The sequence below is a fragment of the Parazoarcus sp. PS-13 R2A genome, assembly GCF_057621855.1.
The window spans coordinates 68,846-89,653 of sequence record NZ_JBYEXN010000022.1; the positions used below are offsets into that span (position 1 = coordinate 68,846).

At 62.9% G+C, this 20,808-nt stretch carries 21 protein-coding genes; 9 read left to right on the top strand and 12 right to left on the bottom strand.

All coding sequences use genetic code 11. The annotated features are described in order from the left end of the window. From AC22G6_RS17860 to AC22G6_RS17890, 7 genes are all read right to left on the bottom strand, one after another. Positions 1–876 carry a fumarate hydratase gene (locus tag AC22G6_RS17860; RefSeq protein ID WP_487367889.1) on the bottom strand — a complete coding sequence of 292 codons (876 nt, stop codon included), beginning with the start codon at positions 874–876 and terminating at the stop codon, positions 1–3. Positions 877–908: 32 nt separating this feature from the next. Then, on the bottom strand, positions 909–1,265 hold the full coding sequence (gene sdhC / locus AC22G6_RS17865; protein ID WP_108950153.1) for a succinate dehydrogenase, cytochrome b556 subunit: 357 nt from the start codon (positions 1,263–1,265) through the stop codon (positions 909–911). Further along, on the bottom strand, positions 1,262–1,606 hold the full coding sequence (locus tag AC22G6_RS17870) for a hypothetical protein (protein ID WP_487367890.1): 345 nt from the start codon (positions 1,604–1,606) through the stop codon (positions 1,262–1,264). The genes sdhC and AC22G6_RS17870 overlap by 4 nt, the downstream gene beginning before the upstream one ends. Further along, positions 1,606–2,319 (bottom strand): succinate dehydrogenase/fumarate reductase iron-sulfur subunit, encoded by a 714-nt coding sequence (locus AC22G6_RS17875; protein WP_108972044.1) that lies wholly within the window; start codon positions 2,317–2,319, stop codon positions 1,606–1,608. The genes AC22G6_RS17870 and AC22G6_RS17875 overlap by 1 nt, the downstream gene beginning before the upstream one ends. Next, the gene (locus tag AC22G6_RS17880; protein ID WP_487367891.1) at positions 2,282–2,533 is read right to left on the bottom strand and encodes a hypothetical protein; all 252 of its coding nucleotides are present in this window, start codon (positions 2,531–2,533) and stop codon (positions 2,282–2,284) included. The genes AC22G6_RS17875 and AC22G6_RS17880 overlap by 38 nt, the downstream gene beginning before the upstream one ends. A 301-nt stretch (positions 2,534–2,834) precedes the next feature. Continuing rightward, a complete protein-coding gene (locus AC22G6_RS17885; RefSeq protein WP_487367892.1) occupies positions 2,835–4,304 on the bottom strand; it encodes an anion permease in 1,470 nt (489 codons plus the stop codon). 186 nt (positions 4,305–4,490) lie between these two features. Then, positions 4,491–5,108 carry an SOS response-associated peptidase gene (locus AC22G6_RS17890; protein ID WP_487367893.1) on the bottom strand — a complete coding sequence of 206 codons (618 nt, stop codon included), beginning with the start codon at positions 5,106–5,108 and terminating at the stop codon, positions 4,491–4,493. Between the two features lie 352 nt (positions 5,109–5,460). Here AC22G6_RS17890 and AC22G6_RS17895 point away from each other — a divergent pair, with 352 nt between their 5' ends. The 4 genes from AC22G6_RS17895 (at position 5,461) to AC22G6_RS17910 (ending at position 9,685) form a co-directional block, all read left to right on the top strand. Then, positions 5,461–6,837 carry an NAD(P)/FAD-dependent oxidoreductase gene (locus AC22G6_RS17895; protein ID WP_487367894.1) on the top strand — a complete coding sequence of 459 codons (1,377 nt, stop codon included), beginning with the start codon at positions 5,461–5,463 and terminating at the stop codon, positions 6,835–6,837. Between the two features lie 176 nt (positions 6,838–7,013). After that, positions 7,014–8,672 (top strand): BCCT family transporter, encoded by a 1,659-nt coding sequence (locus AC22G6_RS17900; RefSeq protein WP_487367895.1) that lies wholly within the window; start codon positions 7,014–7,016, stop codon positions 8,670–8,672. An 81-nt stretch (positions 8,673–8,753) separates the two neighbouring features. Then, positions 8,754–9,131 (top strand): nuclear transport factor 2 family protein, encoded by a 378-nt coding sequence (locus AC22G6_RS17905; RefSeq protein WP_487367896.1) that lies wholly within the window; start codon positions 8,754–8,756, stop codon positions 9,129–9,131. A 116-nt stretch (positions 9,132–9,247) separates the two neighbouring features. Then, on the top strand, positions 9,248–9,685 hold the full coding sequence (locus AC22G6_RS17910) for a GFA family protein (RefSeq protein WP_487367897.1): 438 nt from the start codon (positions 9,248–9,250) through the stop codon (positions 9,683–9,685). Between the two features lie 94 nt (positions 9,686–9,779). Here AC22G6_RS17910 and AC22G6_RS17915 read toward each other — a convergent pair whose 3' ends face one another. Beyond that, on the bottom strand, positions 9,780–10,667 hold the full coding sequence (locus tag AC22G6_RS17915) for a LysR family transcriptional regulator (RefSeq protein WP_487367898.1): 888 nt from the start codon (positions 10,665–10,667) through the stop codon (positions 9,780–9,782). A gap of 462 nt (positions 10,668–11,129) precedes the next feature. Here AC22G6_RS17915 and AC22G6_RS17920 point away from each other — a divergent pair, with 462 nt between their 5' ends. Beyond that, positions 11,130–12,125 (top strand): TRAP transporter substrate-binding protein, encoded by a 996-nt coding sequence (locus tag AC22G6_RS17920; protein ID WP_487367899.1) that lies wholly within the window; start codon positions 11,130–11,132, stop codon positions 12,123–12,125. Positions 12,126–12,230: 105 nt separating this feature from the next. On the opposite strand, the gene AC22G6_RS17925 is transcribed toward AC22G6_RS17920, so the two are convergent. The 3 genes from AC22G6_RS17925 to hisD are packed head-to-tail and all read right to left on the bottom strand — an operon-like array spanning position 12,231 to position 16,292. Continuing rightward, a complete protein-coding gene (locus tag AC22G6_RS17925) occupies positions 12,231–13,724 on the bottom strand; it encodes a pyridoxal phosphate-dependent decarboxylase family protein (protein WP_487367900.1) in 1,494 nt (497 codons plus the stop codon). 18 nt (positions 13,725–13,742) lie between these two features. Beyond that, positions 13,743–14,966, bottom strand: a complete 1,224-nt coding sequence (locus AC22G6_RS17930) for a DegT/DnrJ/EryC1/StrS family aminotransferase (protein WP_487367901.1) — start codon at positions 14,964–14,966, stop codon at positions 13,743–13,745. Positions 14,967–14,972: 6 nt separating this feature from the next. Beyond that, positions 14,973–16,292, bottom strand: a complete 1,320-nt coding sequence (hisD, locus tag AC22G6_RS17935; protein WP_487367902.1) for a histidinol dehydrogenase — start codon at positions 16,290–16,292, stop codon at positions 14,973–14,975. Between the two features lie 133 nt (positions 16,293–16,425). Here hisD and pdxR point away from each other — a divergent pair, with 133 nt between their 5' ends. From pdxR to AC22G6_RS17955, 4 genes are all read left to right on the top strand, one after another. Beyond that, on the top strand, positions 16,426–17,925 hold the full coding sequence (gene pdxR / locus AC22G6_RS17940; RefSeq protein ID WP_487367903.1) for a MocR-like pyridoxine biosynthesis transcription factor PdxR: 1,500 nt from the start codon (positions 16,426–16,428) through the stop codon (positions 17,923–17,925). Between the two features lie 393 nt (positions 17,926–18,318). Continuing rightward, positions 18,319–18,915, top strand: a complete 597-nt coding sequence (locus tag AC22G6_RS17945; RefSeq protein ID WP_487367904.1) for an NADPH-dependent FMN reductase — start codon at positions 18,319–18,321, stop codon at positions 18,913–18,915. A 23-nt stretch (positions 18,916–18,938) separates the two neighbouring features. Continuing rightward, the gene (locus AC22G6_RS17950) at positions 18,939–19,568 is read left to right on the top strand and encodes a GDSL-type esterase/lipase family protein (protein WP_487367905.1); all 630 of its coding nucleotides are present in this window, start codon (positions 18,939–18,941) and stop codon (positions 19,566–19,568) included. Positions 19,569–19,655: 87 nt separating this feature from the next. Further along, a complete protein-coding gene (locus AC22G6_RS17955; RefSeq protein ID WP_487367906.1) occupies positions 19,656–20,285 on the top strand; it encodes an SAM-dependent methyltransferase in 630 nt (209 codons plus the stop codon). Positions 20,286–20,352: 67 nt separating this feature from the next. Here AC22G6_RS17955 and AC22G6_RS17960 read toward each other — a convergent pair whose 3' ends face one another. After that, positions 20,353–20,628 carry a DUF2164 domain-containing protein gene (locus AC22G6_RS17960; RefSeq protein ID WP_108972027.1) on the bottom strand — a complete coding sequence of 92 codons (276 nt, stop codon included), beginning with the start codon at positions 20,626–20,628 and terminating at the stop codon, positions 20,353–20,355. Between the last annotated feature and the right edge of the window lie 180 nt (positions 20,629–20,808).

Here is a 20,808-nt window from a genome sequence, read left to right on the forward strand (position 1 = left end):
TCAGAATCCGTAAGTGACGCCTGCCGGCGAGAGGGTGGCCTTTGCGCGGCGCGCCGAATGGCACTGCATGTTCACCGCGATCGGGTTCATCGTGATGTGCGTATGCGCGAGCTCGATATGCACGGCAAACGCCGTCGAGTCGCCGCCGAGCCCCTGCGGGCCGACGCCGAGGCGGTTGATTGCCGCCGACAGCTCGGCTTCCAGCTTCGCGCCTTCGGGGTCTGCGCAGACGGTGCCAAGCTGGCGTGTCGAGGCCCGCTTGGCGAGCGCGACGCACAGATCCGAGGTGCCGCCGAGGCCAACGCCGACAATGGTCGGCGGGCAGGTCTTGCCGCCCGCATTGATCACGCAGTCGATGACGAAGGTCTTGATCGCGTCGATGCCCTCGGCGGGGATGGCCATCTTCAGGAAGGAGTTGTTCTCCGAACCACTGCCCTTTGGCACCATCTTGATGGTCAGCTCGTCCGGCGTGTCCGAATAGTCGATGTGAATTACCGGCACCTCGATGCCACACGAGGAGTGATTGTTCTTTCGCGTCAGCGGATGCACCACTGACGAGCGCAGCGGGTGCTCGCGGGTTGCACGTTCGCAGCCCCGCCGAATGGCCTGCATCAGCGCATGACCGCTGACCTCGACGCCGTCGCCGATCGTCACGTTGTAGATCGGCACGCCGGTGTCCTGGCACAGCATGTTGTTGGTGTTCTCTGCGACCTCAATATTGGTCATGATGGTCGCGAGTACGCTCCTGGCCGTCGCGCCGGTTTCAGTCGCGGCGAGCTGGGTGAATCCGTCCTTGATATCGGGAGGCAGCAGCTTCAGTGCCCGGATGTAGAGCTCTTTCGAGACCTCTTCAACGGTGTTCAAATCAACTTTCATAGCGTGTCTTCTCCTGTCTTCTTATCCTGGGTCTAGCGAATCAACGCCAGCCCGAAAGCCATACCCGTTGCGAGGCTGAAACCCACTGCGCCGGTGATCCAGTTCTTGCGCAGACCCGACCACGGCCTGAGTTCGATCAGCAGCAGCCGCACGCCACACATCATGTGCAGGGACAGGAGCACGACGAGCCCCCACTCCGCGAACTTGAACAGGGGCTGATCGGCGAACTGCAGGAAACCATCCAGCGCTGCCGTCCCCTTGATCGCCTGTCCGAGCGCCCAGAAATGCACGGGCAGGAACAGCGCCAGCGCCAGTCCCGACACGCGGTGCATCAGGAAGGCCCAGTACGCGGCATGGTTGCGCGCGCGTGAATCATTCGTTCGCTTCATGTTGCGATCACTCCCCAAACGGCGCGCAGGCCGAGGATCAGGATTCCCCAGGTGAACACCTGCGCGATCAACACCGACTTGAACCCTCGAACACCAAACCACTCTTCAGCAATGTTGGTCACACCGACCGGCACATGGGCGGCGCAGCCAAGGACGAACACCGCGTAGAAGGCCCCGAACAGCCAGCTGCCCTGGGTTCGCTCCAGAATCTCGGCGCCGCTCAGACCGCCTCTCACCGCGTAAATCATGATCGCCAGATGCGCCACCACACAGCACGCGAGCACCATCGCGCTGATGCGCTGGACATACCACTGGCGTCTTTTTGTCTCGGCCTGACTCATCACTTACCTCCGGCACTGGACGTCATCAGCAGGCGTTTCAGGCCTGCGATGCTTGCGGTCGGGGCCAGCTGCTTGGGGCAGCGCTCGGTGCATGTGCCCTGCGTATGGCAGGAGTGACAACCCGCATCACCCGCAACGACGCTCAGCCGCTGCGCCGACTGCACGTCACGCTGATCATTGACGAGAGTCCATGCGCGATTCAGCGCCGCAGGGCCCAGGTAGTCAGGCCGCCAGCTCACCACATCGCAGGAGCCGTAACAGACACCACAGCCAATGCACTCGATGCCGGCATCAGCGGCCTTTCTGGCTTTCGAGTCGGGCTGGACCTTTTCGAAATCGTCATTGCGCGTCCGGCTACCCTTGAACTGCCCCATGCCGCGCGCCCACTTGTCGAAAAAGTCGCGCATGTCGGTCACCAGATCCTTGACGACCGGCAGGTTCGACAAGGGCGCGAGTTCGAGCTTGCCGTTGTCGGCGACCTGCGAAACATGGGTGCGGCAGGTCCACATTGCCTTTCCATTGACCGTCATCGCGCACGAGCCACACATCCCCACGCGGCACGCAAAGCGGTACGACAGGGTGTGATCCACATTGCGTTGAATGTGCGTAATCACGTCAAGCACAGTCTGATTGTCGCGACGCGGCACTTCATAGGTAACGAAGTCGCCCTCCTCCTTACCCCGCCACACGCTTACCGCAAGAGTTTTCGTCATTTTTATCCCACCTAGCCAAGCATTCAGATTCAGATTCGCGATGTCCGCAGCAGTCAGCTGAAGGATCAGCAGCGAATTCGGCAGCGATCAGCCATGTGGCGATTCTGGGCATGGCCATTAAAAATAAAAAGCTAATCTTAATTTGCACGAGATAAGTAAAATCTTTATCTATATGGCGCATTGCCTGCGAGCACCGGCCGATGGCTTTGCTCACCGGTCACTGACGATGTGAGGTGCGACGGACGTGCTGATGGATGCGCAGGAGTCGCGGTGGCGTGACATGGAAGCGTTTCGGGTCGAAACGGTCCGGCAGATCGCAGAACGCGACCGTCGGATTGCCGAGGCCCCGTGCGGCTCGGGGTAAACACGAACCGCCGTTGCAGTGCGACCAGAACGGTACTCGGAGCCCCCCGGCACAGGGGACTCCGAGCGCAAATCAATTGAACGAGATCCGCCGACTCAGGCCGAGCAGCGGTGCGTGACGCGGCAGCGGGCGAGCCGCTACCGCAGCCTTCTTACCAGTACCCCAGCACTTTCCACCACAGGCCACCGATGACGGCCCAGATGGTGAGATTGACCACGCTCACCACAAAGCCCACCTGCCACCACTCCTTGAGCGTGACATAGCCTGAGGCGAAGATGATGGGTGCAGTGCCTGTGCCGTAGTGCGTCAGCGACATCATCAGCGAGGACGCACCGGCCATCAGGAGCGCCAGATACATCGGTGGCGCCCCAAGCGCGATGCCTGCAGTGAAGAAGGCGCCGAACATGGCTGTGATATGTGCGGTGGTGCTCGCAAAGAAGTAGTGCGCGTAGAAATACACACCCACCAGCAACAGGGTCGCACCGACCCAGCCGACGCCGGTGCTTTCGATCCCGCCCTGGATCTGCTCCGAGAACCACTGGATGAGGCCGAGCTTGCCGAGGAAGCTCGCCATCATGACCAGTGCAGCAAACCACACGATGGTGTCCCAGGCGCCTTTCTCCGTAAGAACGTCGTTCCAGGTAAGCACGTTGGTCACGAGCAGGATCGACAGTCCAAGAAACGCCACAGTCGTCGCATCGAGCGCGTATTCCTTGCCGAAGATCATCGCCGGAATGCCCGCCCACAGCACCAGCAACAGCGCGAACACGCCGATCATGATCATTTCGTTGCGATTCAACGGCCCCATCTCCGCGAGCTTCTCCCTCGCGAACTTAGGCGCCTCCGGCGTTTCCTTGAGCTCGGGCGGGCACATGTAATACACGACCAGCGGCATCAGGATCAGCGCGATGATGCCGGGCACCAGCGCCGCCAGAGCCCATTGGCCCCAGGTGATGCTGATCCCGGCACCGGTGGCGTCCGAGATCAGCTTGACCACAAGCGGATTCGGTGCGGTTGCGGTGATGAACATCGCGGATGTGATGGGGTTGGTGTTGTAGTTCACGAGCGCGAGAAAGCGCCCCATCTTCTTCTCGGTGCCCTGCTCCGGATCGGAGCCAAACCCGGCAGCGATCGGTCGCATGATCGGATGGATGATGCCCCCGCCGCGGGCCGTGTTGCTGGGCGTCACCGGGGCGATCAAGGTCTCCGACGCGGCGAGTGCATAGCCGATACCCAGGGTCTTCTTGCCAAAGATGGAGATGAACCAGTACGCGATACGCGACCCCAGGCCAGACTTGGAGAGACCGCGGGAGATCATGATAGCGATACCGATCAGCCAGATCAGGCTGTTGGAAAATCCGCTCAGCGCATCCTTGAGCGCATCACCTGGCTTCGGGCTGGTGACGCCGGTGATCGCCACAAGCATGATTGCAACGATCGCGATCGCGCCGATCGGCATCGCCTTGCCGATAATCGCCGCGATGGTGCCCACGAAGAGCGCCAATAAATGCCACGCCTTGGGATCGACCCCCTCAGGTACGGGTATCACAAACCAGATGATCAGGGTCAGCGCGACGGAAATCAGCGCGGATGAGAATTTGACGCCAGCAGGCTCGGCCATGTGTTCCTCCCTTTCTGTTCGGAGTGTTCTTTTTCAGAAAGGCAAGCAGCACACCGGAGCAACCGACTGCGCCGCCTGACTCGCTGATCACCAGTCTACGCACTCCCGGACGACTTGGCCAATGGATCCATGCGTGTGCCTGTCGCGCAACGCCGCGTGCAGCCGTGGTTTGAGGCCCCCAGTCCGCTATCTGGGCGACGCCTCCACGCTCAGCGCATCAGCCGGAAAAAGCCGCAGCATGTCCCGGGCTTCCTGCTCGGATCTGGCACGCAACCAGTTCCCCCACAGATCGTCCGGCAGGATCACCACCGAGCGTTTCTCATCCTCAGGCTTGTGAAAGCGCTGCATGACCGGGTCGTTGTCTGCATTGATGGTGAGCATCGACATTGACCAGGCTGGCAACTCGCCCGCGTCCTCGCGGTGCGCCCAGATTCCGGCAATGCCCATGGGTTTTCCGTCGACTCTGGCGATCCGCCAGCGGACGGCCTTGCCCGACTCGTAGCACGGCTCGTAGATCTCCGTTGCCGGGATGATGCACAGTTGCCCACGCCGCCACGCATCCCTGAACGAGGGCTTTTCGCCAATGGTTTCGGCGCGCGCATTGTAGGTGGACCGTGCGATCCTGGCGTCCTTCGCCCACCCCGGTACCAGGCCAAAGCATGCCGGCACCCACTCCCGCGGGGCGAAGTTGCTCACGATCGGCACGATCGAGCCAGGGTAGGCCTCGCCATACGGAAAGTCTGGCGGCGGCAGCGGAAAGGCGGACAGCGCGTCCCTGCTGGCGGGTCTGTAGTTGGCGCACATGGGGCAATGTTATGCCCTCCGTCGTTCACCGTGCCAGCACTTGCCCAAGCCCCCGAAGCGCCTTGGATCGCGCTTACTTATCTACGCATAAGCTTTTCTAATTCATAGGCGACAAATTCAACGTTTGTCGCGTGTCACCGGGTATCCAAGAATGCAGGCCAAGGCAGAACTCATCAGCGGGATGCGTTCAGTGCCGCCGGCTTCAGCAGCGCACAGAACACAAGCGTCGTTTTTTGCCTCCGGCCATGCAGCCGTATGGGAACAACGCGTTTCCTGAGCCAGGAAGCCGTCGATATTTCAACGCGGAGCGCGCGCAACAACGCGATCTGCACTGACAAGGTGAACAAGCCGTATGCGTACCCCCAGACCCTACGATCCGACCTACGATCCCCTGTATGCCAAGTCACCTGGCACAGCGACCGACTACTCACCGACCTACTGGCGTTTTCACGCAGGCGAACCGCCCGCAGACGATGGTCCGGTCTCCGGCGACATTGAAGCCGATGTCGTGCTCATCGGCGGCGGCTTCACCGGCCTGGCGACCGCCCTGTTTCTGGCACGGGAGCATGGCATCAAGGCCGTTGTTCTCGAGGCGAACCAGATCGGCTGGGGCTGCACGAGTCGCAATGGCGGCCAGGGACATCTGGCCTGGGGACGACTGAGCCGAAGCCAGTGGGTGCAGAAGTGGGGGGCAGATGTGGCGCGCCGCCTGCACAACAACAGCCTTGAAGGCTATGAGGTGTTCCGGGCGATGACCGAGGATGCGGAGATCGACTGCGAGCCGCATGGCGACGGCAACCTGCTGATCGCACACAGTCCGAAGGCGATGGCGGGGCTCGAAGCGGAGTCGCGCCTGTGCAACGAAATTCTTGGCTACAGGACGCGCCTGCTGACACGCGACACGGTACTCAACGAATACATCGGCGATCAGGAGTGCCAGGGCGCGATGCTTGAACCGGTTGGCATCGCGGTACAACCGCTGAAGCTGGCCTATGGCTATGCGCGGGTGGCACGCAGGCTCGGCGCCCGGATCCACACCGGCAGCCCGGTGCAGGACTGGACCACGGTCGATGGCGTGCATCACCTGCGCACGCCGGGCGGCACGGTACGGGCAAAGGCGGTTGGCATCTGTACCGCCGGCTATACCAGCCCTTACCTGCACAAGCTGACCGCCTACAAGGTGATGCCGATCATGGCCAACTCGGTCGTGACGCGCGAGCTGACCGATGACGAGATCGCTGCCTGCGGATTCCGTTCCACCCTGCTCACAACCGACACCCGCAAGCTGCGCTACTACTACCGTTATCTGCCGGAGAAGCGCCTGCAGATCGGCACACGCAGCGCCATCAGCGGCGGCGATGCGGACAACCCGAAGCATCTGCGCGTGGTTCAGGAAGCGATTGCACGCAAGTTTCCGGCCCTGGCGGGTATCGAAACCCCCTTCTTCTGGCATGGCTGGATGGATATCTCGCACGACATGATGCCGCGCATCGTGCAGCCCGACCCCAAACAGCAGGTGTTCTATTCGCAAGGCTATTCGGGCAACGGCGTGTCCTTCTCCGCCTATGCCTCGAAGCAGCTTGCGAACCTGATCGCCGGAAAGCGCCTCGCTGACGGCGATCTGCCGATCTTCAGCTCTCCGCTGCCGAGCCACCCGCTCCGGCCGCTTCGCCGGCTCGGGCAGCACGCGCTCTATACCTACTTCTCCTTGCGCGACAAGTTTGCCTGAGCGCGCAGGGATGGCGGGAGTATTCCGGAAACCCGTCACCCATTCGAACTGATTTGGAGATGCCTGCCGACATTCAGTTGTGACACCGCAAAACATGCTCCGCGAACAAAAAGGCGCCAGCAAAAAGGCGCTCCCCCCGAGATCTCGCGGAAGTACGTCCTCAAGAGGAGACAACGATGAAAACCATAATTAGACAGAGTCCGCCCAGCCGCGGTTTGACGACACGGCTGTTCGGCGAATATGACCACACGCTGTTCTGGCCGGTATTGACGGTCTACGTCGCGATCATGGCCTGTGCGCTGCTGATGCCGGAGAGCACGGGCACATGGCTGGTGAGCATCCGGAACTTTCTGATCTTCAACTTTGGCTGGAGCTTTCTGCTTGGCGTTGGCGTCACCCTGTTCTTCTGCCTGTATCTTGCCATCAGCCCCTATGGTGACCTGAAGCTGGGCAAGGACGATGCCGTCCCCGAGTTTTCCTTCGGTTCGTGGGTGTCGATGCTGTTCTGTTGCGGTCTGGGGATCGGATTCGTGTTCTTCAGCGTCGCCGAGCCCCTCACCCATCTGCACGAGTCGCCTCATGTCATCGACATGGGCGTGGCCGGAAAGGAGGCCGGTATTGCCAAGGCAGTGCAGATGACACTGCTCGACTGGGGCATGCATGGCTGGGCCTTGTACGCCGTGGCGGCCTGGGCGATTGCCTTTCCCGCCTATCGCCTCGGCAAACCGCTCACCGTCGCGACAGGCCTGTACGGCATCCTTGGTGACCGGTGCAACAGCAGCATCTGGGGCCGTCTCGCCAACGGGCTTGGCATTCTGGGGACGATCGGCGGTAACGCCACCATGATCGGCCTCGGCGTTGCATCCATCAGCTACGGCATTTCCACCCTGTTCGGGATCGAACTTGGCAACTTCGGAAAGGTCATGGTCATGATGGGTGTCATCGTCGCGTACGTCGCATCGGCTGCAACCGGCGTCGAGAAGGGCATCAAGATGCTGAGCGTCGCCAACATGGTGATTGCAGGCCTGATCGTACTGGCGCTGCTCCTGTTCGGAAACGCACCCATTCACTACCTGCTCAACCTCACCACACAGCAGTTCGGCGACTACTTCGGCTCCATGCTGACGATGTCGTTCTGGAGTGATGCCAGCAACGTGGAGCAGCGCGAATGGCTTGGCTGGTGGGTGATTTTCTACTGGCTGTGGTACGTGTCCTACATTCCGTTCTGCGGCGGCTTCATCGCGCGGATCTCGAAAGGCCGCACGCTGCGAGAGTTTGTCCTCGGGACGACATTCGTGCCCATGGTGCTGGCCATCGTGTGGTTCAGCGTATGGGGCGGCTCGGCTGGCTACACCGAGGTAAACGGCATCGCGCCGTTGTGGGAAGGCGTACAGAAGAACCCCGAGGCCGGCGTGTACATGCTGCTCGAGTCCATGCCTCACGGCTGGTGGCTGAGCCTTGCAGTGCTGTTCTGCACCATCGTGTTTGCGGTGACGACGTCCGACTCGGCGTCATTCTTCGTCGCCATGCAGGTCTCCAACGGTGAAGAGAACCCGCGGGTGTCGATGCGTCTGCTGTGGGGTGTGGTGATCGGGCTGACCGGGATCGTATTCCAGCTCTCCGGTGGCTTCACCGCAATCAAGTCACTGGCGATCGTGGTCGGCGCACCCTTCTTCGTGGTTGGCATCGCCTACATCGTCTCGGTGAATCGCATGCTCCGCATGGCCAAGGCGGGGCAGATGGAGCCACACCCAGGCGCGGAACAACTCGCTGCCACCCCGCCCCAGGCTCCGACTCACGACCATCTTGTGCCAAGCGTTGGCACAGCGACCTGACGGCCCGAAAGCCCCTCACCCCACACGCAATGCGCCCTCAGGGTGCAATGCGAAAACCCCTTCATTCCAGGAGCAATACTGATGACAGAAGCAGAATTGAACGATCTGTTCGACGCCTTCAACCGGCACGACATCGACGTGATCATGCCCTACTTTCACGACGACATCGTCTTTGACACCGTCTCCGGCCCGGAAGCCTACGGCACCCGGATTATCGGCAAGGAGGCCGTCAAGGCCCAGTTCGAAGCCACCTGGGGGGCGATGCCCGATGTCCAGTGGCTCAACGGGAAGCACTACTTCGCGCAGGAACGCATCGTGTCGGAATCGACCTTCATCGCCACTCAGGCCGATGGCCGCAGACACCACGCCGACAGCGTGGACCTGTTCACGCTGAGTGACGGCAAGATCATTCGCAAGCAGGCCTTCCGCAAGAACCGGCCGCTGCTCGATCCCGCCTGACGCGGCTGCCGCGCCCGTTGCACGCAATGCGAAAACGCCCCCCTCGCCTGCATGGAGTCATCTCCCATGCAGGCGAGGGGCAAACGAACCAATCCAGCCCCATAAACGGACACGCCATGTCACACAAGTTCGAAGGCGGATGCGCTCACATCCGCACCCATTCAGATCACGCACCGATCGACAACCACATCTGCCATGGTGCCGCCACCCAGCGCGTTACCGGCCAGGCGTCGGCACAAGTCGCCTATTTCAACCATGACGAACTTGTCGTCGAGAACATCGACCTGGTCGAGCGTCAGCCTTTCGACAGCGAGGACCCATCGAACCCGCTGGTGTTCGCAACATGCCGGACGTGCAACGCTCCGATCATGATCGGTGACAAGCTCGGCCGCATCCGCGGGGTAATTCCCGCACTGATGGGCTACGACGCATCATTTCCCCCGGCGACCTATCACGCCAACAAGGGGCCGGCGGCAGGCGGGACGGCACCGGATGACGGTCTGCCCGTTCACGCAGGGCTGCGCCCCGACTTTGTCTGGCCGCCCGAGATGTGAGCTCATCGGGCGTCCGCAGCCGCCCACGAAATGCAGCACTGACCTGATCCGCCGCATGCACCCGCATGCGGCGGTTTTTTGTGGCGACGGCGCATCAACCCGATATGCAGGAAGGCTCCAGGTCGAGCCAGGCAGAGAACTCGGAGGCCGCAGCAGACAGCGGTTTGTCGCTCCGCCATGTGAGGTAGTAACCGGCATCACAGCTGATCGGCGCGTCGAAAGGGCACACCAGAAACGGCTCGAGCCTTGAGCCGCTCACAAAAGCGTCGTAGAGCAGACAGGCGCCGATCCCCTCGATCGCCATGCTGGCCGCAATGGCATAGCTGTCGACATGAATCCGCGCCGGACGCTCGGCTGATTCCGGGCGATAAACCCGTTTCCAGTCGAGCCACCCGTTCGGCGTACCGAGCACATCGATCAGCGCGGTCTGCTCGAAGCCGTCCGCGCTGCGAAGCTTGTTTGCAAGTGATATCGAGCAATACGGGCGCAAGGTCCGGGGCAACAGATTGCGCGCCTCGTAGCCCGGCCAGCTGCCATTTCCGTAGCGGATCTCAAGTTCCGTGTTGGCCGCCTCGTACTCGAGATCCCAGTTCGTCTGCAGCATGCGCACCGAAAGCTGTGGGCGGTGGGCAATGAAGCGCCCGATCCGCGGGGCGAGCCAGAGCTCGCCAAAGGTATTGTTGACGTGCAACTCCAGCACACCATCCGCCGAGGAGCTGAAGATACTGCTCATGCCCGCGTTGAGTCGCTGCAGACCTTCCCTGACCACATCCAGAAGCGCACGCCCCTCGGTGGTCAGTTGCAGCGAACGCGTCTTGCGCAAGAACAGCTCCTTGCCAAGCTTGTGCTCAAGCAGCTTGATCTGCTGACTCACGGCGGACTGGCTCAGGTTCAGCTCTTCGGCCGCGAGCGAAAAACTAAGGAGCCGCCCTGACGCCTCAAACGTGCGCAGCCAGTTGAGCTGAAGGTTGCCGATATTCATGGGCCAGCGCTCCATCCAGCAGGTTGTATTGTTATAGCCGCTTTGCTTCTGTACTTCACGAACGCCAAGCGCAAAAACAAGAAAATGGAACACGTAGTTCCGAAACTCACTGTATGGTGTTCATAAAGCGGTGTCAAACCACCGCAACAATCGACGTGCCTCAGGGTCTGCACGTTCCAGTGAAACCATCCCTTCCCTCAAGGCGCCACTGTCAGGGCGCACCGGCCAGACCGGTCAATCGACGTTCTGGCGTCCTCTGCAGCCTTGGACCTATCAACAGGTCTGAACTGGCACTACCCGGACGTGGAAACGTCTCTCTATTCTTGAACCCGTTGCCTGGCTCACGCAGCTGCACGCGGTGCAGGCTTTATCGCCTGCGGGGCCTGAAAGCCAACGCAAGATGTCATCCAGAACAATCACCAGATCGGCAACACGGCGCCACCCCCAACCCTGGAGAATTCTATGAAGTTCAAGACCACATCCCTCGTGGCGTTGCTCGCAGCGTCTTCACTCTTCATGGCCGGCAGCGCGATGGCGACCACCTTCAAGGTGGCCGTTGGCGATGCACAGGGCAGCGCACAATGGGAGATGGCTTCCACGTTCAAATCGACGTTCGAGGCCAAGACCGGCGGCAAGCACAAGGTCGACCTCTTCCCCAACGGCCAGCTTGGCAGCGAAGAGACCACGGTCAACGCCGCCAGCATGGGCACGCTCGACATGTCGGTACTGGCGATCAACAACGTCACCCCGTTCTCGCCGACCGTTGGCATCCTGACCCTGCCCTACGTGATCCAGAGTGCGGCCGAGGCCAAGACGCTCGTCACCGGTGAGGTGGGCAAGGAACTGACCGCCAACACCGTGCGCGATGCCGGCGTGCGTATCGTTGGCTGGACCTTCAGCGGCTTTCGCGTGCTCACCAACTCCAAGCGGCCAGTCAGCTCGCTCGCCGACCTGAAGGGCCTGAAGATCCGCGTGCCCAAGAACGAGATCATGATCGCGTCCTACCAGGCCTGGGGCATCAACCCCGCGCCGATGGCGTGGTCCGAGACCTTCACCGCGCTTCAGCAACGCGTGGTCGACGGCCAGGACAATCCGTACATCACCGTGCATTCGATGAAGTTCAACGAAGTTCAGAAGTACATCACCAACATCCGCTACGTGTTCTCGCTTGAGCCGATCATCATCGGTGAGGGCACCTTCCAGTCGCAGCCCGCCGACGTGCAGAAGGCGATCCTCGAAGCAGGCGCCGAGGCGACCGAGCACAGCTACAAGTGGTTGCTGGAAACCGAAGACCGGATCAAGAAGGAGCTGACTGCCAAGGGCATGCAGATCACCGACCCGGCCGACGGCGAGAAGGAGTGGATCGCGAAGGCGACCGCTGCCGTATGGCCCAAGTTCTACGACAGCATCGGCGGCAAGGAGAAGCTCGACCGCGTAACGAAGCTCCTCGGCCGCTGATCTCTGGCTGGCTGAAACAAGAACGACCGCCCGAGGGCGGTCGTTTGCATTGTGGGGTACGTGCAGCGAAGGCGTGCCGCCCGACCCGGGCGACGCGCCTCTTCATCAGGATGCCGTGGAGGCTTGCCCCGCCAGCACGTCCTGCGCGATGCGATGGACCTCCTGTACCAGCAGCGCCAGGTCGGCACGCGTGGTGCGGTGGTTGGTGATGTTCACCCGGATCGCATTGCGGCCATTCACGATGGTGGTCGAGGGGGCGGCAACACCTTCGAGCTGCAGGCGGATCACGATCTCGTCGTTCAGCGCATCAACCGCAGCCGGCTCCAGCCCCGGCGCGGTGTGACGGAAGCAGCAGATGTTCATTGCCACCGGCGCCATCACCTCCATGTGCGCATGCGCCGTCACCAGTTCGGACAGATAGGCCGCCTGCTCGCAGTTCTGCGTGATCAGGGACCCGAGCTTTTCCGTGCCATGCTCGGCGAGCTGAGCCCAGATCTTGAGCGCGCGGAAGCCACGCGAGAGCTCGGGCCCGTACTCCACCGGCCACGGGTTGCCAGCGGCCAGTCCGCGCTCCGCCCCCTTGAGGTACTCGGGGCGCTCGGAGAATGTGTAGCGATGAACCTCTTCCGAGCGCATCAGCACGAAGCCGGCGTCGTAGTTAACATGCAGCCACTTGTGGAAGTCGAACGCGAGTGAATCGGCGCGCTTGATGCCGGTAAGCCTTGGGCGCAGGCGTTCGCTGAGGATGCCGAAGGCACCGAAAGCACCGTCGATGTGAAACCACAGCTTCTCGGCGGCAGCGATATCGGCCAGCGCTTCGAGGTCGTCGATCGCGCCCACATTGACCGCACCGGCCGTGCCGATAATGGCGAAAGGCGTCAGGCCGGCCGCGCGATCCGCGGCAATCGCCGCTTGCAGCGCGACAGTGTCGATCTCGAAACGCGCGTTGACCGGAATCTTGCGCAGCGCATCCGAGCCCAGGCCCAGAATGTCGAAGGCACGCGCCACGCAGGAGTGGGTCTGGGCCGAGGTGTAGCCCACCAGCTGCCCGAGCTCGGACTGCTGCATGCCACGCTTGCGGCTGGTGAAATCGAAGCAGCGGTCGCGCGCCGCCTTCAGCGCGATGATGGTCGCCGTCGACGTGCCGCTGACGATGATCCCGCTGGCGGTGTCAGGAAACTCGAACAGCTCCCGGCACCAGTTCACCACCTGCTTTTCCACATACATCGCGCCATGGTCGCGCCCGCCCAGGTTGGCGTTGATTGCCGCCGCCGCGATTTCCGCGATCAGGTTGCCCGGCGTGCCCGAGCCGTGCACCCAGCCGAAAAAGCGCGGATGGGTGTTACCCACACCGTAGGGAAGCAGCGCCTCCATTTGCGCCTGTGCCGCTTCGGCGCCGATGCCGGCAGTGGGCAACGGGGCCTGGAAGCCTGCCTTCATCTCCGCCGGGAACGGGTTCCACACCCGGCCTTCGCGGTTGCGCGCCATCTTGTCGACGGCCGCATCGACCATGCGGTGCGCCTGCGCACGGAATGCGTCCCAGTCGTCCGGGTCGAGCGAGTGTTCCTGCAGTGGATCAGAGGCGGGAGCGTGGCTCATGAGAATTCCTTTCGGGTATCAAGAGGTTTGAACTTGGGCAATGCCGGCCGCGACCTGCACGATCCGGCCGATCAGCAGGCAGTCTTCCGGCGTCAGCGACAGCGGCGTGCGCAGATCGAGCAACTGGCTCAGCACCGCCATCGACTGCGGCATTGGCGCCTGTTCGTCGAGGTAGTGCCAGTGCTTGAAGTTGCTGGTAAAGGCCACCGGCTTGGGCAGACCGAACCATTTGATGTAGAGACCGCGCAGGGCGCACTCTTCAACGAAGCGCTCGATCTGCGCAGGCGGGAGATCCAGCGAAAACTGGATCGAGCTCGGCACGAACGCCTCTCTCGGATCCCGCGTCGGCAGGGACACGCCGGGCGCCTTGGCCAGCTCGCGCGCCAGATCGGCGTAGATGCGGTTCCAGCACTCGTCGCGCTCGGGCAGCAAGGCCAGCTGTGGCCGCAGCAGGGCCGCAGCCAGGTTGGACATGCGCATGCTGAAGTTGGGCGTGACATAGCGCCAGCGCTCGAACACTTCCGGCGCCGGACGCAGGATGTGCTGCTCGTACATCATGTAGCAGCCCGACATCAGGATGACTTGCGCGGCGATGTCGTCGTCGTCGGTGACCAGCAGGCCACCTTCGCCCGAGTTGATGTGCTTGTAGGTCTGACTGCTGTAGCAGCCGATACGACCCCAGGTACCGGTGTGGCGACCGTCCCAGCGTGCGCCCATGGTGTGGGCGCAATCCTCGACCACCGCAACGCCATGGCGGTCGCAGATCTCGCGCACGGCGGCCAGATCCGTGATGTGGCCGCGCATGTGCGAAAGCAGGAAGACCTTGGCACCGCTGCTTGCGGCCTTGCGTTCCAGGTCCTGCAGATCGGTGGTGTAGTCGGCCGTGGTTTCCACCAGCACCGGCTGAGCGCAGGCGTGGGCAATCGCGCCGGGCACGGGCGCCAGCGTGAAGCTGCTGGTAAGCACCTTGTCGCCGGGCTTCACCCCCAGCGCCTTCAGCGCCAGGAACATCGCCGCGCCGCAGGAGCTCACCGCCACGCAATACTTGCTGCCGACATAGGCCGCGTACTCCTGCTCCAGCAAGGAGGGGTCGGGGTAGCCCGAACCCTGCTCGCCGTAGCGGTGCAGACGGCCGCTGCGCATCAGCGCCACCGCCCGCTCAATCGCCTCCTCCGGAATCGGCGGGGAATTGCTCAGGTCCTTGCCGAACCAGAGGCCGTCAGATGGGATGCTGGTGGTCATGGCGGATTAACCCTGGTGGCCTTGCAGCGTGCCGAGCTCGAACTGCTCTTCCGGGTAGTACTTCTTCAGCCGGATATCGCCCGTGCGTGCGTGACCTTCCATGCCCTCGAGGCGGGAGATGCGCGCTGCAACCTGGCCCACTTCGCGGCTGGCCGAACGGTTCAGGCGCTGGTAGGTCACGGTCTTGATGAACTTGCCCACGCTCAGGCCACCCGAGTAACGCGCAGCGCCGCGGGTCGGCAGAATGTGGTTGGGGCCGGAACACTTGTCGCCGTACGCCACGGTGGTTTCCTCACCGAGGAACAGCGAGCCGTAGTTGGTCAGACGCTCGAGCCACCAGTCCAGATCGGAGGCCAGCACCTGCAGGTGCTCCGGCGCATAGCGGTCGCTGATCTCGCAGATCTCTTCGCGGCTCGAGGCGTACACCACTTCGCCGTAGTCGCGCCAGGCGATCGTGGCCGAGGTGCGTGCCGGCTCCGGCAGGTCAGCGATCACGCGCGGCATGATGTCGATGACCTTCTGTCCCAGCTCGCGCGAGGTGGTGAAGAGCCAAACCGGGGAATCCGGACCGTGTTCGGCCTGACCCGCCAGGTCGGCGGCGACGATCTCAACGTCGGCGTTCTCGTCCGCGATGATGGCTGACTCGGTCGGGCCTGCCACCACGTCGATGCCGATGCTGCCGAACAGCATGCGCTTGGCCTCAGCCACGAAACGGTTGCCGGGGCCGACGATGATGTCGGCAGGTGCCTTCGAGTACAGCCCGAAAGCCATCGCGGCAATCCCCTGCACGCCGCCCAGCGCCAGCATCGTGTCGGCGCCACACAGCTGCATGGTGTAGAGGATGGCCGGATTCACACCGGAATCCTTGTGCGCGGGCGACGTGGCCACGATGTTGGGCACGCCTGCGACGCGGGCAGTACATACGCTCATGATTGCCGAAGCCGCGTGCGCGTAGCGCCCACCCGGTACATAGCAGCCGGCGGTGTTGGCGGGGATCAGCTTCTGGCCGGCAATGAGGCCGTTCATCAACTCGACCTCGAACTCGGCCAGCGAGTCGCGCTGACGCTGGGCAAAATCCTTCACCCGCTTGTGCGCAAAGGCGATGTCTTCACGCACGCTGGCCGGCACAGCCTTGGCGGCGGCGGCGAAATCGCTCTCGTCGAGCACGATCTTGCCGGTGTAACCATCGAGATCGCGGGCATAGCGCTCGACGGCTTCGCGACCCTCGCGCTTGATCTCGGCGAGCATGCGCTGCACGGTTTCACCCGTGGCGGAGTCGATGGTCTCGATGGGCGGCGTGGCTTTCTTGAGGTACTCGTTCGTCATGTTCTGTCCTTCGTGGCGAGGGTCTTGGTGGGGGGGTTGGTGGAAACAGATGCTATGCTTGTGCCTCACCAAGGGTTAGCGCCATAACTGAGTTTTTTTAGGGCCAGAACTGAAATGACCTTCAGAGCACCACATGCGGCCAGCACAGGTCACCACTGACATCTGGGCAAAACTGCTGCCGCAGTTTTCCGGCAGCAGCCCCACGCTGCAGGGCCGCATCAAGGAGATGATGGTGCGCAGCATCCTCGACGGGCTGATCCCGATCGACGCGGCGATGCCACCCAGCCGTTCGCTCGCGCAGGCGCTGGGCGTGTCGCGCAACACCGTCTCGCTGGCGCTGCAGATGCTGGTCGACAAGGGCTTTCTGGTCTCACGCGAACGCAGCGGGCTGTTCGTCAATCCGGACATCGTGCTCGGCCAGGCCAGTCGCAGCCAGAATCCCGACCGCCCCGACAGCCCACTGGCCTGGGACGAACGCCTGAAGAGCTCGGTCAGCAAGCAGCGCAACATTGCCAAGCCTGCGAACTGGCAGGACTTCAGATATCCGTTTGTGTATGGCCAGTTCGACCCCAGCCTGATGCCGCTGGCCGACTGGCGTGCCTGCTCGCAGCAGTCGCTGATGGTGCCCGCGGTGCGAAAGTGGTCGCAGGATCATGTCGACCGCGACCACGACGGTCTGGTGAGCCAGATCCAGCACCGGCTGCTGCCGGCGCGCGGCATCATTGCCCAGCGTGACGAGATCCTCGTCACCGGGGGCGCGCAGATGGCGTGCTACCTGCTCGCCAACGTGCTGCTCGATCGCGACACCGTGGTCGGCATGGAGGACCCGGGCTACCCCGATGCGCGCAACAACTTCGAGCTGCGCAGTGACAACGTGATCTCGCTCACCGTGGATGAGATGGGTCTGGTGCCCTCGCGCAGGCTCGGGCGCTGCGACTATGTCTACGTCACCCCCAGCCACCAGTGCCCGACCAGCGTCACCATGCCGCTCGAGCGCCGCCACGAACTGCTGGAGCTGGCGCGCCGGCGCAATGTGGTGCTGTTCGAGGACGACCACGAGAGCGAGCTCAACTTCTCGGGACGTCCGCTGCCTGCGCTGAAGAGCCTCGACCAGGAAGGCCGCGTAATCTATCTCGGCAGCCTGTCGAAGACGCTCGCACACGGCCTGCGCATCGGTTACATCGTCGCCCCCGCCGAGCTGATACGCGAGCTGCGCGCCATGCGCCGCCTGATGGTCAGGCATGTCCCCTCCAACAACGCCCACATCGCGAGCCTGTTCATCGCGCAGGGCCATCACGACGCCTTCATCCGCAAGCTCAACGTGACCTATCACGAGCGGCGCACGCTGCTGCTCGATGCCCTGGCCAGATGGATGCCCGACTGCAGCGTGAGCCACGCCCACGGCGGATCGGGCGCATGGGTGCAGGGCCCGCCCAGCCTCGACTCCGCCGCGCTGGCACAGGCCTGCCAGGCGCGCGGGGTGCTGATTGAGCCCGGCGGGGTGTTCTTCGCCCGCCCCGGCAAGGCCAGCCAGAACTGCTTCCGCATGGGCTATTCGGCCATTCCCGGCGCAGCCATCGAGGCCGGCGTGCAGGAGATGCACGAAGCCCGCCGGGCACTGGAGGTGCGCTGAGCAGGCGGAATGCACGCCCGGCGATCCTGGAATTGACGGACAGAGCAGATCTCAATACAAGGCAGTATTCGCATTCGACTCGCGCACGCCGTACATGGACAACCCTACGAACGACAGACGGTGCATCCGCTGCACGCACTACTTCATCACCCACGACACGGCGTTGCCCTACGGGTGCAACGCCCTGCACTTCAAGAGTCGCAACCAACCGTGGCGCGAGGTGCTGGCCGCGTCAGGCACGCCATGCCAGTACTTTTCGCCGAAGCCGGGCACAACGCGCGCCACGAAAGCGTGATCGCGTCCCGACACGGCCACCACTGCCGCTGAACCAAGGCTGCGGCAGGTGGTCACTCAGCTGATCCCAACCATGATCCACATCACCAGGAAACGACGATGACCCGCACTCGCCTTCTCGCACTCTGCGGTAGCGCCCGCCAGGACTCCTTCAATCGTCGCGCCCTCGCGGTTGCCATCAGGGGCGCGAAGAACGCCGGCGCCGACGTCACCTTTGTCGAACCGCGTGACTTCGTCATGCCCCTCTACGACGGCGATCTCGAAGCCAGCGAAGGCCTGCCCGAGGCGGCCGCACGCCTGCAGCGACTGTTTGCCGAGCACGACGGCGTCATCGTCGCCACGCCCGAATACAACGGCTTCTTCACCCCGCTGCTGAAGAACACCCTCGACTGGGTGTCGCGTCCGCTGCCCGACGGTAGCGGCAAGCCAGGCACCATCCACCTGCGCGGCAAGGCCGCCGGCCTGATCACCGCCTCGCCCGGCGCGCTCGGCGGCATCCGCGCGATGCAGCATGCACGGCTCTATCTGTCGAACCTGGGCCTTATCGTGGTCCCCGAGCAGGCCGCCGTTCCCGCCGCCAACAAGGTGCTCGGTGCCGACGGCAGCATCGCGGACGATCGCACGCGTGACATGCTCGAAGGCGTCGGTGCCGCCGTGTGCAATCTGGCCAACGCAATTGGCCGCAACGCTGGCTGATCCCGCCAAGCGGCCAGCGCCACGTGAATCGCAGATCCTTCCTCGGCATCCTCGCGCTGCCGCTGCTGCTCACTGCCTGCGGCAAAGCGCCAGCGCTGCCTGCCGTGTCAGCGGGCGCAAACGTGCTCGCCTTTGGCGACAGCGTCACCTTTGGCACCGGCGCCGCTGCCGGTGAAGACTGGCCCACCCTGCTCGCAGCCCGCACCGGCTGGCAGGTAATCAACGCCGGCATCCCCGGCGACACCGCACAAGCGGCCACCGCCCGCATCCGCCCCCTGCTCGACGAACACCAGCCCCGGCTGGTCATCATCGAGATCGGTGGCAACGACTTTCTGCGCCGGCGTGCGCAAAGCGCAGTAAAGGAAGACATTCGCCAGATCGTCGCTACAGTTAAATCTGCGGGCGCGCAGCCGGTCCTCGTTGCGGTGCCAGAGCTTTCGCTCTTCGGACTGGTTGCCAGCAAGGCAAGCGACGCCCCACTGTACGAAGCCCTGGCAGAAGAAGAGCGAATTCCGCTGATCGCCGACGTCTTTTCGGACGTGCTGTCCCGCCCCGAACTGACCGCCGACAAGATCCACCCCAACGCCCGTGGCTACCAGGAGATGGCCACAGGCATTCATGCAGCACTGCAACAGATCGGGCTGGCCCCCTGACACACCGCACGAGCGACGCAGCAGCCCCGATGAACAAAGCGCACCACCGCAAGGGCTGCGCGAATACGACGACAGGAGTTTGCAAACATGAATCAGGAAAGCATCTGGAGCGCCCGCTACCGGGACGCAGGCGACGACTACCTGTTCGGCACCGAGCCCAACCGCTTCCTCGCCCACCGGCTCGACCTGCTGCAAAGCGGGCGCACGGCGCTATCGGTGGCCGACGGCGAAGGCCGCAACTCGGTCTGGCTCGCCGAACAGGGACTTGAAGTCACCGCCATCGAAATCTCTGCCATTGCGGTGGAAAAAGCCCGCCACCTCGCCGCTGGCCGCAAGCTCGACGTCAATTTCATCCAGGCCGACATGCTCGCCCCCGGCTGGCCGCCGGAAGACATGCACAACGCCTTCGACTGGGTCGTCGGCATCTTCATCCAGTTCGTCGGCCCCGCATGGCGCGACAAACAGTTCGAAGTCATGAAGCGCCTCACCTGCCCCGGCGGGCGCATCCTGCTGCAGGGCTACACCCCCAAACAGCTCGAATACAGAACCGGTGGCCCCTCCGCGGTGGAAAACCTCTACACCGAAGACATCCTGCGCGAAGCGTTTGCAGACTGGGAGATCGAGGAACTGGTCGAATACGAAGACGACGTCGATGAAGGCAAAGGCCACAAGGGCCGCTCTGCACTGATCGGCATGGTCGCGCGCAAGCCCGAGTAAGCCAGTAGCGCAGGGGCGGCGGCCACCCCGGTCACCGCCCTGCACCCTTCCGCAACTCGCCTGCCCCCTACTTGCGCCCCTTGCCTTTGCGTTCAAGCTTTCGCCAGTACTGAAATTCCTCTTCATGGACCTCGATATCGAGCTCCATCACCCGCATCTGCAAGCGCTCCTGCGCGTCCGCCACGCCCTTGTTGTAGATCGCCGGACCAATCTCTTCGATAAAGAAACCCAGCAACGCCCCCGCTGCGATGTTGCCAATCGGCTCGTCCATATTTTCGCTGAAATAGCGCTCGATCGAAGCAATCGCTTCGGCGCGAATGTCCTTGTTCAGTTCGATCGCCATGTGGCCTCCAATGCAGACAACAGCGCACGCCGGATCGCGCGCCGCTATGCCGTACGGGCACCTTATCAGCATGTGAGCGCTTTACGCGTGTTGCGACGGGCTCGGTCAACCCAATGGGGCCAGCGTCGTTGTGCAGACGGACATCCATCTTGTGCGTCTACTGAAGGACTGCTTGTCGGC